At 31.8% G+C, this 12,374-nt stretch carries 9 protein-coding genes; 4 read left to right on the forward strand and 5 right to left on the reverse strand.

Annotated elements, in window-relative coordinates; all coding sequences use genetic code 11:
- The first annotated feature begins 2 nt into the window (after nucleotides 1-2).
- Entirely contained in the window at nucleotides 3-947 is a 945-nt protein-coding gene (locus LCI24_RS12110; RefSeq protein ID WP_274640606.1) for a CPBP family intramembrane glutamic endopeptidase, read from the forward strand.
- A gap of 25 nt (nucleotides 948-972) precedes the next feature.
- Nucleotides 973-2,025, forward strand: coding sequence for an AMP-binding protein (locus LCI24_RS12115; protein ID WP_274640607.1), 1,053 nt, complete (start codon nucleotides 973-975; stop codon nucleotides 2,023-2,025).
- A 4-nt stretch (nucleotides 2,026-2,029) separates the two neighbouring features.
- Here LCI24_RS12115 and LCI24_RS12120 read toward each other — a convergent pair whose 3' ends face one another.
- The 5 genes from LCI24_RS12120 to LCI24_RS12140 all read right to left on the reverse strand — a co-directional run bounded on the left by LCI24_RS12120 (nucleotide 2,030) and on the right by LCI24_RS12140 (nucleotide 8,690).
- Complete coding sequence (locus LCI24_RS12120) at nucleotides 2,030-2,632, reverse strand: zinc-ribbon domain-containing protein (RefSeq protein ID WP_274640608.1); 603 nt, start codon at nucleotides 2,630-2,632, stop codon at nucleotides 2,030-2,032.
- Nucleotides 2,633-2,722: 90 nt separating this feature from the next.
- Nucleotides 2,723-3,445, reverse strand: a complete 723-nt coding sequence (locus LCI24_RS12125; protein WP_099216239.1) for a YebC/PmpR family DNA-binding transcriptional regulator — start codon at nucleotides 3,443-3,445, stop codon at nucleotides 2,723-2,725.
- A gap of 57 nt (nucleotides 3,446-3,502) precedes the next feature.
- Nucleotides 3,503-5,494 (reverse strand): DUF3352 domain-containing protein, encoded by a 1,992-nt coding sequence (locus LCI24_RS12130; RefSeq protein WP_274640609.1) that lies wholly within the window; start codon nucleotides 5,492-5,494, stop codon nucleotides 3,503-3,505.
- 15 nt (nucleotides 5,495-5,509) lie between these two features.
- Nucleotides 5,510-7,153: an acyl-CoA carboxylase subunit beta gene (locus LCI24_RS12135; RefSeq protein WP_028891068.1), complete on the reverse strand. Its 1,644-nt coding sequence runs from the start codon at nucleotides 7,151-7,153 to the stop codon at nucleotides 5,510-5,512.
- Between the two features lie 58 nt (nucleotides 7,154-7,211).
- A complete protein-coding gene (locus LCI24_RS12140; protein ID WP_274640704.1) occupies nucleotides 7,212-8,690 on the reverse strand; it encodes a helix-turn-helix domain-containing protein in 1,479 nt (492 codons plus the stop codon).
- Between the two features lie 154 nt (nucleotides 8,691-8,844).
- Between LCI24_RS12140 and aceB the strand changes: the two genes are divergently transcribed.
- Both aceB and LCI24_RS12150 read left to right on the forward strand, forming a co-directional pair.
- On the forward strand, nucleotides 8,845-10,440 hold the full coding sequence (gene aceB, locus LCI24_RS12145; protein ID WP_274640610.1) for a malate synthase A: 1,596 nt from the start codon (nucleotides 8,845-8,847) through the stop codon (nucleotides 10,438-10,440).
- A gap of 169 nt (nucleotides 10,441-10,609) precedes the next feature.
- Entirely contained in the window at nucleotides 10,610-12,244 is a 1,635-nt protein-coding gene (locus LCI24_RS12150; RefSeq protein WP_274640611.1) for an isocitrate lyase, read from the forward strand.
- Nucleotides 12,245-12,374 lie beyond the last annotated feature (130 nt).

Raw genomic sequence — 12,374 nt, forward strand, 5'->3', positions numbered from 1 at the left:
CAATGAATTTTATACAACAAGCATATAAAGGGCAAAATCAGTGGCACTTATACCTACTAGTTATTTTTATAGTTTTATTTGGATGGCAATTTATAGGTGTAATTCCTTTAGCTGTTACAGCGGTTTTACATTCTGAAAATACTAATGAATTTTTAAGAGCTGCGGATGATAGCTTTATGAGTTTAGGAATAAATAAGAACTTGTTTTTATTTATGATGGTTGCCATGTTTGCTTTTGGATTAGTTTCATTGTTTTTAGGAGTAAAATACATTCATAAAAGGGCAATTAAAACAGTTATAACAAGTAGAGAAAAAATAGACTGGAGTCGTTTTTGGTTCGGTTTTTTTGTATGGGGAATATTATCTGTAATAGTAGTGTCTTCTGATATTCTTTTGTCCCCAGAAAATTATATTTGGAACTTTAAACCTCTTCCTTTTTTTACTTTAGTAGCAATATCTTTTTTGTTTTTACCTATCCAAACAAGTTTTGAAGAATTACTTTTTAGAGGATATTTTATGCAAGGATTAGGAACTTGGTTTAAAAACAGATGGGTTCCATTAATAGTAACCTCAGTAGCTTTTGGATTACTACATGGAGCAAATCCAGAAGTAGAGAAGCTAGGATATATTTCAATGGTATTTTATATAGGAACAGGCTTCTTCTTCGGAATTACAACCTTAATGGATGAAGGTACAGAGTTAGCATTAGGTTTACATGCTATTAACAATATTGTAGCAGCATTCTTAGTAACAACTGATTGGACTGTTTTTCAAACAGATGCTTTATTTGTAGATACTTCAGACCCTTCAGTTGGTATAGAAATGTTTTTACCTGTATTTGTTTTGTACCCTTTAATGCTACTTTTATTTTCAAAAAAATATGGTTGGAAAAACTGGAAAGAAAAACTGTTTGGAAATATAGAAAAGCCAGAAATAATTAATCAATAACTATAAAAACAGTGTTCTGAACGTAGTGAAGGATCTAAATTTTCATAAAAGTTTTCAGTTAAATGGAATATCTTTTTCATCGGAAGATGAATTATTAACTTTTTCGAAGACTATAAACGATTCTATATATCAATTTTTATCAGATTGGTTTAATACTAATGATTTTGTAATTGTGCAAACTTCAGGCTCCACAGGAAAACCTAAACCAATTTCGTTAAAAAAAGAGTTTATGATAAACTCAGCAAAAGCTACAGGAGCTTTTTTTAACTTAGAAAAAAATACTACAGCTTTACTGTGTTTGTCAACTGATTATATAGCAGGAAAAATGATGCTAGTGCGTGCACTGACCTTAGGGTGGAGTATTGATGTGGTCGCTCCAACTTCTAAAGTTGAAATTGTAAAAAATTATGATTTTTCCGCGATGGTACCTTTACAGTTAAGAAGTTCTTTGGAGAGCATTCATAAAATAAAGAAACTTATTGTTGGTGGAGGAGTCGTAGCAAATGATTTAATTAAAATTATCGAAGATAAATCGACTGAAATTTTTGCTACATATGGAATGACAGAAACAATTACGCATATTGCTGTTAAAAAGCTAAACAATGTCATTTCGAACGATAGCGAGAAATCCCACTACAAGGCACTTCCTAATGTACAATTATCTCAAGACAATCGAAATTGTTTAATTATTGATGCGTCTAAGGTTTCTGAAGAAAAAGTTGTAACAAATGATGTAGTTCGCTTGATTTCAAAAACAGAATTTGAATGGTTAGGACGCTATGACAACGTAATTAATTCTGGAGGAGTTAAGCTACATCCAGAGAAAATAGAAGAGAAGCTATCCAAAGTTATTCCGAATCGTTTTTTTGTTACTGGTATTCCTGATCAAAAACTAGGAGAAAAGTTAATTTTGCTAGTAGAAGGAGAAATAAATAATGTCATTTCGAACGAAGTGAGAAATCTATTGGGGCTTACCAAGTATGAAATTCCGAAAGAAATTTATTTTGTGGATAAATTCATAGAAACTGAAACAAAAAAAATCCAACGTAAAAAGACGTTGGATTTAGTGGAATTATAGTTTTTTACCTATCAACATCTAAAAACTTTTTGTCATCAAAAGCTTTTTTATAATCAGTTAAACTCATTCCGAATCGTTCGGCGTTATAGTTTTTCTCTTTATCTATCTTATAAAGTTTACTTTTTCTGCTTATTTCCATAGAGTTGGCTACAAAGAAAATAGAATCGGCGGTAACGTTTGTTACTTTTACGGTAGAGTAGGCTTTGTCGGATGACTTGTACTCAATAATATCATTAACTTCGGGAGAATTAATATAGGTAACAACATCCTTATCGTGTTGTTGTGCAGAGTAAATTCCGAAGAGAATTATAGCTCCCATTAATAAAGAACCTATCCAATGTGTGAATGGAGTTTTTGCATTTCGTTTTACATTGTCATGAGCTAGTTTTAATTGTTCGCTCATGTTTTTACGTTCGTAAGTAGCTTTGCAATGGTTACATTCAGACACTCCTTTTTTACCTATAGGAAAAATAGGTATCCAATAAATGTAAAAGTATTTACCAAAAATACTAATAGTGTGAGTGTTTTGTTGTTCACAGTGATTACATTTTACACCACTAACTTTTTCGCTGTGTAAATGCGCTCCTTTTGTTCCGTAGAAAATCATAATAGTGAGAAGTTTGGTTTGGATAAATATATAAAAAAAATCCAACGATTATTTTCGTTGGATTTTGAAGTTTTATAAAGAAATAGAAAATTATTCTTCCATAGAGTGATAGACATTATTCACATCATCATCCTCTTCCAATCTTTCTAAAAGTTTGTTTACTTCTTCTTTTTGTTCGTCAGAAATGGCAGTAGTAGTTGTAGGTATACGTTCAAATTCAGAAGAAAGAATTTCAATATTATTTTCTTCTAAATATTTTTGAATAGCACCAAATTGTTCAAACGGAGCATACAGCATTACTGAACTATCTTCTTCGTCAGCAAAAACTTCTTCCACTTCAAAGTCAATCATTTCCATTTCAAACTCTTCTAAATCCATACCTAATGAATCTTCTTTTACTTTAAAGTTAACCACATGGTCAAACATAAAAGCAACTGATCCAGAAGTTCCTAAATTTCCGTTACACTTGTTAAAAGCAGCACGTACATTAGCTACTGTACGGTTATTATTATCAGTAGCAGTTTCTACCAAAACAGCAATACCGTGAGGAGCATATCCTTCAAATAATACTTCTTTATAGTTTTCAGTACTTTTATCAGAAGCTTTTTTAATAGCGCGCTCAACATTGTCTTTAGGCATGTTGGCAGCCTTCGCATTTTGAATTACAACACGTAAACGAGAGTTTGTTTCGGGGTTTGGACCACCTTCTTTAACTGCCATAACGATATCTTTACCAATACGAGTAAAGGTTTTAGCCATAGCTGACCAACGTTTCATCTTTCTTGCTTTCCTAAATTCGAATGCTCTTCCCATGTGTATTCTGTTTTAATTTTGCTTGGCAAATGTAACTAATGCTATAAAATATTGCAATTAAAAATGTTTTTTGAAAATTACATCACCTGTTTGTTTATCATAAGCTTTCCAAGTTCCACTTTGCTTATCATTTTTATAATGTCCTTTGACTTTTATATTTCCGTTTTCATAGTAAGATTTATAAGAGCCATCTTTTAAACCATCATCTAAGTCCACCTCAAACTTTAGTTTTCCGTTTTTATAATACTCCTTGTACGATTTAGCGCTTAAATCTGAAGGATGTATTGGAGGTAGTTTGAAAAATGATGTAGAATTTTGAGTATCTGTTGAGTCTTTATAAGGAGCTAACTCTAGCAGTAACTTTTCTCTTAACTCTTTATCTTTTTTAATACTTGTTTCAATGTTTTTTGGATCTTCAAAAACGAAAGAAATATTAGTTTCAAAGAGTTCATCAGAAGCAATTAGTTGCATTCCAATTTGAGAAAAACAAGTTATGTATGGTTTATTCTTTTGGAGTTCACGTCGAGTTTTGCTGTCAACTAAACTTAAAAGATCTTTGTATGAGTTAGGTGTGTTTACATAAGCAAATACACTAGATTTCTTTTCAAAGTGATAATTAAAATCGTCAAACTTTTCAGAACTTTCAAGTGTGTATCCTATTAAGTGATTATTAATGATTTCTTTAATAGTATTTGGGCTAGTACTAAAAACAATAAAATCATCAATAATTGTAAAATAAGGTTTTTCCATTTTAGAAAACATGTTTCCAGCTAACATTTTAAAGAACCCTTTTAGGTCAAAAAAGTTAATTGGATAGCCTCTATAATTAATTTGTTTGTATTTTAAAGGGGTATTTTCTTTAATTTTAGAAAGAATAAGCTGAAGGTTTTCTTTAGCGTCATCAATATCATCGGCTTTAATAATAGCAGCGATATCTTTTTTGTTTTTTGAAAGCTCAGTGTTAAAATGAATTAAAGCTATTTCACTACCAATCCAACTATAAATATTTTCAGACACATTTATATTTAATTTATCCTCAATCATAGCGAGCTGATCAGTATACATTTTAAATTCAGCTGGATTTTCTTGTTGAAGCTTTTCTAAATTGCTATTAAATGTTTTAAAATCATCAAAAGCGAAACTAAGATATAAAGAAGTGTTTTTGGGAGCTATTTTAGCAACACTACGCTTACCAACTCCAGATTTTTGTAATACTTTTAGGTAGGTTTGCGAGTTGCTATCAACATTTGTAAAACCTGTAGCTTGAACTATAACTCCTTCTATAATTGATATATCTAAACCAGAGTAGAAGAATGCTTCTTTGTTTAAGAAATCTAAATTACTTGAACTGGTAAAACAGTTGAGATAGTCTTTTAGGTATTTATGTTGTAGGTACATATTAAAAAAGCCATCAGTATCTGTTTTTCTTTTTATTTCTAAAAAGTTGAGATCACGACCAATAATAGGATTTAAGTATTGGTCAATTGATTGTTCAACCAAAAGGTGAGTGTAGGAAGCTACGACTTGATTTTTAATAAAGGAAAGATGTAAGGTTTCTCTTGTCTTCTTATTATAGAGTTCTATAATTTCATGCTCTTTGTATACACGTTTGGTTACCTTATAGTCCTCACCAGCTAAATTACTAATAGCTCTTTTTAAAAAGATGAGTTTAGAGAACTTTTGTAAATCAGCAATATATAATAACCCGTATTTTTTTGGGCTATATACATGTACAGAAATAACTAGGTTACGTTCTCCAATAAAGTCAAAAATTTCCTTTTTTGCTTTAAAAGTTTCATCTAAACTATTGAGACCTTCAGATAGTTTATTGATTTGTTGATTTTTTTGAAGATGTGTCCAAATTTGACTTGAGCTTATTTCATCCCAAGTATCAATAGGTCTTTCTGTATCAACTATGAAAACAGCATCATCAGGAACTAAGTAAATAGATTTTATATTATCATTTTCAGATAAGGTGAAAATATAAACCTGATAGATTACAAAACCAATTACAAGGGCAATAATAGCCCAAAATACCTTCCTCTTCATGCTGCTTTCTATGTTTTAAACTTGTAACACTCCCAAGTTAAAAGGCTTTTCAATAGGAGCGTGGTCAGCTGCTTCTATTCCCATAGAAATCCAAGTTCTAGTATCTAGAGGGTTAATCACAGCATCGGTCCAAATTCTTGCTGCAGCATAATAAGGAGATATTTGATTATCATATCTCGATTTTATTTTGTCAAATAATTCAGCTTCTTTTTCAGGAGTAATTTCCTCTCCTTTTTTCTTTAAAGCAGCTGTTTCAATTTGTAATAATACTTTAGCAGCAGAGGCTCCACTCATTACAGCTAATTCAGCACTAGGCCATGCAAAAATAAGGCGTGGATCATAGGCTTTACCACACATGGCATAATTTCCTGCTCCGTAAGAGTTACCAATAACTACCGTAAACTTAGGAACTACAGAGTTACTTACAGCATTCACCATTTTGGCTCCGTCTTTAATGATTCCACTATGTTCAGATTTACTTCCTACCATAAACCCAGTAACATCTTGTAAGAAAACTAACGGAATTTTCTTTTGGTTACAGTTAGCAATAAATCGAGTAGCTTTATCGGCTGAATCGTTATAAATTACACCACCAAATTGCATTTCGCTAGGTTTCGTTTTAGCACCTTTTGATTTAACAATTTTACGTTGGTTGGCAACAATACCAACAGCCCACCCATCAATACGAGCGTATCCTGTAATAATTGTTTGACCGTAACCTGCCTTGTATTCTTCAAATTCAGAATTATCTACCAAACGTTTAATGATTTCCATCATATCGTATTGCTCATTGCGAGCTTTTGGTAAAATTCCGAAAATATCATCTTCGTTTTCTTTTGGAGGAAAAGCTTCTTTACGGTTAAAACCAGCTTTGTCATAATCTCCAATTTTATCCATTAAGTTTTTAATGGTGTCTAAAGCATCTTTATCGTCTTTTGCTTTGTAATCGGTAACCCCAGATACTTCACAGTGTGTAGTTGCTCCACCCAATGTTTCATTATCAATAGTTTCACCAATAGCAGCTTTTACTAAATAACTACCTGCTAAGAAAATACTTCCAGTTTTATCTACGATTAGTGCTTCATCACTCATAATAGGTAAGTAAGCACCACCAGCAACACAGCTTCCCATAACGGCAGCAATTTGGGTAATTCCCATGCTACTCATTACTGCATTATTTCTAAAAATTCTTCCAAAGTGTTCTTTATCAGGAAAAATCTCATCCTGCATTGGTAAATAAACCCCAGCAGAATCTACCAAATAGATAATAGGTAGTTTATTTTCAATTGCTATTTCTTGTGCTCTTAAATTCTTTTTTCCTGTAATAGGGAACCAAGCACCTGCTTTTACTGTAGCATCATTAGCAACAACAATACATTGCTTACCGCTAACATATCCCATTTTAACTACTACACCTCCAGAAGGACATCCACCGTGTTCTTGATACATGTCTTCACCTGCAAATGCAGCAATTTCAATAGACTTAGATTTATCGTCTAATAAGTAATCAATACGTTCACGAGCTGTTAATTTTCCTTTCTCATGATGTTTATCAATACGTTTTTGTCCGCCACCTAATTTTACTTTGGCAAAGCGTCTGCGTAAATCTGATACTAAAAGTTTATTGTGGTCTTCGTTTTTATTGAAGTTAAGATCCATGGTAAGTTATTTGTTTGCGTGTGCTAAAATAAGAAAATCAATGTATAAAACAAGGTGTTTAAGTATATGATTGAATGATGTTTTCAACAGTGTTTTCTATTTCTTTATTTCTAGATTGTTTCATTAAAATATATGGTTCAGCTACACGTTCGTTACAATTTTTTACAGCACAAGTTTCGCATGTTACTCCTACTGTTTTTTTAGTAAAAGTATCTTCATCAAAAAAATGAAGTTTTCTTTTTAAGTGTGGAGAAAGTAACATACCTATACTCACACTACGATTAATTTTTTCTTTAAATGGATCTGCGGTAGCTGCAGAAAGTACTAAGTATTCTTTTTGAGAATTTTCGTACGATGATATCTGAATTCCGTAAGCAGATTTTTTTTCTTCAGACACTTCTAAATCCTGAATTGTTTTAATAGCAATCCACCTTCTACAATAATGTTCGTTATTACGATTGGCATGGGGAGATTGTTGTTGAGTAATATGTAATTCTTTTGAAAGTCTATGCACTGGAGAACCTTCTTTATGTGTAAAACGTAAGAAGAATAAATTTTTAATGTTAAAATGTCTTGGTAGGATGTTAGTTAAACGTTGATAGAATGTCTCATCAGAACAGTTATAGCTTCTAATAATTTTGTGTAATTGTATAGGTTGCCAGGTTTCTAAAGAAAAAAGTTGTGTTAGTTTTTGAATTAAATTGTCTTTTGGAATAATTAAAGCACCCGCAAAGTAAGAAGCAATAAAATTATTTAATACTTCATCAAAACTCTCAAATTTAATCCAAGGAAAGGTATATAGTCTATTTTCTATCTGTAAATAATTGTAGGCTATTTCTTTAGCAAAAATAAACGTTTTTTGTGCTTCGTTTATGTCGTTATATATAAGGAGTGTTTTATTCTTTGGAATATAGATGTTTCTGAGTTCAGATAGTTTTTGATGCTTAGATAGTTCTTCACTATCAATAGTATAACTATATTCTTCAATTAAAATTTCTTCTAAGTCTTTTGAAGTAATAGGTTTATTAGGATTTATTTGATATGCTTTAATAAAGTCAGTAACCTTCGTTTCAATATTCTCAAAATAGTTATTATGTGCCTCTTGGTACGAACGTAATGCAGCAAGAAAAAAGCTCTCTCTTGTTAAATTGTAGTTTTGAGAAATCTTAATAATTGTACTTATAAATGCATTAACCTTGGCAGGAGCATTGGCAATGATGTCAATTAGGTTATTTTCTTTAATACCAAATAGGTCTAAGGGAATTTCTTTTAAAATTTTCGATTGTAAAATTTCACCAATAGGTGCTAAGTTTTTATCTAACTTTAGGGAAACTAAATGGTCATAAGGTACTTCTAGCTTCTCGGAAAGAATAACAATTTTATCAGTTTTGGGGTACTTTTTTCCTTTCTCAATTTCGTTTAAATACGATTTTGATAATCCTGTTAATTTGGCTAATCCAAAGAGTGATAGGTTTTTATCTGTGCGTATTTGTTTAAGCTTTAATCCGAAAACTAATCTGATATATTCTTCTTCCAAGGTGTTTTTATTAAAAGATTCGTAATTCAAAGGTATAAAAATTAGCGAATTAATAAAAATTAGTAAATTATTTGTTTTTAGCGAACGTTCGCTTTTTTGTTTGGGTTCTTTTTTTTAATATTGAACTGTCAATCAATAAGAAAAATAAATAGATATGAATCAAGATGTTTTAGCAAAAGAAATTCAATGTGTAGGTTTTGATCAAGCCGAGTATAAAAGTGTTCTAACTGACGAAGCCAAAGCGTTTTTAATTCAACTTCAAGAAAAGTTTAATTCTCAAAGACTTCAATTATTAGCTGAAAGAGAAATAGAACAAGCTTATTTTGATGCAGGAAATAACCCAACATTTCCTTTAGAAACGAAAGAAATTAGAGAAAACGATTGGGTATGTGCTCCATTACCTGAAGATTTGTTAGATAGGAGAGTAGAAATTACAGGACCAGTAGAGCGTAAGATGATTATCAATGCTTTAAATTCTGGAGCAAAAACATTTATGGCAGATTTTGAAGATAGTAATTCACCTACAATTCAAAATATTTTAGATGGTCAGGTGAACTTACGAGATGCAGTAAATAAAACAATTTCATTTTATAACGCTGCAAAAGATAAAAGCTATGAGTTGAAAGACAAAGTAGCTACTTTATTAGTAAGACCAAGAGGATTGCACTTAAACGAAAAACATTTGTTGATTGATGGAGTAGAAATGTCAGGTTCTTTGGTTGATTTTGGTTTGTACTTTTTCCATAATATCAAAACCTTGCAAGAGAAGGGGAGTGCAACTTATTTTTATTTACCTAAACTAGAACATTACAAAGAAGCACGTTGGTGGAATGATGTTTTTGTATTTGCGCAAGAGTATATGGGAGTGCAACAAAAAACAATTAAAGCAACAGTGTTAATTGAAACAATTACAGCAAGTTTTCAGTTAGATGAAATTATTTATGAGTTAAAAGATCATATGGCTGGATTAAACTGTGGTCGTTGGGATTATATTTTCTCATACATTAAAAAGTTTAGAAATCACACTGGTTTTATAGTGCCAAATCGATCACAAGTAACCATGAGTAGTCCATTTATGAAAGCATATTCGTTACGAGTTATTCAATCATGTCATAAACGAGGTGTACATGCAATGGGGGGAATGGCTGCACAAATTCCAGTTAAGAATAACGATGAGTTAAATAAAGAAGCTTTTGCAAAGGTGAAGAATGATAAGGAACAAGAAGTTAAGAATGGTCATGATGGAACTTGGGTTGCTCATCCTGGTTTAGTAGCAATTGCAATGGATGTTTTTAATACAACAATGCCTAATGCTAATCAAATAGATAAAAAGCTAGAAGATTTAACTATTACTGAAGAAGATTTAGTGGCATTACCAGAAGGTACAATTACTGAAAATGGTATACGAGAAAACATTAACGTTGGAATTCTGTATATGGAATCTTGGTTAATGGGGCAAGGAGCAGCTGCTTTGTATAACTTAATGGAAGATGCAGCAACAGCTGAAATATCTCGAACACAAGTATGGCAATGGTTGCATAAAAGCGTAATGCTTGAAGATGGTAGAACATTTACAGAAGGAATGTATGAGCAATTTAAAAAAGAAGAATTAAAAAAAATAAAAAGTTATGTAGGTGAAGACAGGTACAACAACGGAAAATTTGAATTAGCTATTCAATTATTTGACGAGTTAATTTTAAACAAAGAATTTGTTGAATTCTTAACCTTACCAGCATATAAATACTTGTAGTATAAACTATTTATAGAATAAGTTCTTGTGTAAACAAATATTTTAATATACAGACTAAACTAGGAATATTTAATCTCGATTATCGAGTAAAAAAAGCCCTCAAAAATGCGGCAACATTTAAGAGGGCAAGCTATCAATAAAAATTAATAACCTTATCAATCACAAAATTATGAAAAATTTAGCACACGCTAATTATAGTTCTGCTTTACAAACTGTAAAAGAATTAAAGAAAAAGTTCGGATCAACTTGGTATTCAATATCACCAGAAAATGCAGCTAGAATGGTAGCACAAAACCGTTTTAAAACTGGTTTAGATATTGCAAGATATACCGCTGCTATTATGCGAAATGATATGGTTGCTTACGATGCAGATCCATCTAACTATACACAATCTCTAGGATGCTGGCATGGATTTGTTGCACAACAAAAAATGATTGCGGTTAAAAAGCATCATAAAACTACTAGTAAACGTTATTTATATCTTTCTGGATGGATGGTAGCTGCGTTACGCTCAGAATTCGGACCGTTACCAGATCAGTCAATGCATGAAAAAACAGCAGTTCCTGCGTTAATTGAAGAAATTTATGATTTTCTACGTCAAGCAGACGCTATTGAATTAAACGATTTATTTAGAAGATTAGAAAACGGAGAAGATGTGCAAAATGAAATCGATAATTTCGAAACGCACATTGTACCAATTATAGCAGATATTGATGCTGGTTTTGGTAATGAAGAAGCAACGTATTTATTAGCAAAAAAAATGATTCAAGCTGGCGCTTGTGCTATTCAAATAGAAAATCAAGTCTCAGACGCTAAACAATGCGGACATCAAGATGGAAAAGTAACTGTACCACATGAAGATTTTATAGCAAAGCTTAATGCAATTAGATATGCCTTTTTAGAATTAGGTGTAGAGGATGGAGTTATTGTTGCTAGAACCGATTCGGAAGGAGCAGGATTAACTCAAAAATTACCAGTAAGTCAAGAACCAGGAGATTTAGCATCTCAATATTTAGCATTTGTAGAAGCTGAAGAAATTACAATTGATGAAGCAAGGGAAGATGATGTGCTGTTAAAACGTGAAGGAAAGTTAGTGCGTCCCGTACGTTTGGCAAATGGTTTGTATAAGTTTAGAGAAGGAACTAATATCGATAGGGTAGTGTTGGATTGTATTACAAGCTTACAAAATGGTGCAGATTTACTTTGGATTGAAACACCTACACCTCATGTAGGTCAAATAGCAAATATGGTAAATAGAGTAAGAGCTGTAGTGCCAAACGCAAAATTAGTATATAACAATTCTCCATCATTTAACTGGACCTTAAATTTCCGTAATCAAGCATATGATGAAATGGTAATACAAGGATCTGATGTTTCAATCTATGACAGAAATAATTTAATGGATGCAGCTTATGACGGATCACAACTTTGTCAATTAGCTGATGAGAAAATTCGCACTTTCCAAATAGATGGGGCAAGAGAAGCAGGAATCTTTCATCATTTAATTACCTTACCAACGTATCATACAACAGCACTACATATGAACGATTTAACAGAAGGTTATTTTGGTGAAGATGGAATGTTAGCGTATGTAAAAGGTGTACAACGACAAGAAATTAGAAAAGGAGTGTCGTGTGTAAAACATCAGCGTATGGCTGGTTCAGATTTAGGAGATGATCACAAAACGTTTTTCGCAGGAGACAAGGCATTAAAAGCGGGTGGAGAAAAAAATACGTCTAATCAATTTGAAGCAGGAGCAAAAGATAAAAGATTAGAAGAAGAAGAAAGTGCAGTGGTTATATAAAAAAACTTAGTTGTTTGTAAACTTCCCGTTATGTTTGGTTTGTTTCAATTGTTTGTTTACATAGCGGGAATTTTACTTATTAATTTAACGGTATAAATTTATAATTAGCAGTTGTAAATTTTATTTTGAA

The sequence above is a fragment of the Tenacibaculum larymnensis genome, from assembly GCF_028829235.1.
Lineage (GTDB): Bacteria > Bacteroidota > Bacteroidia > Flavobacteriales > Flavobacteriaceae > Polaribacter > Polaribacter larymnensis.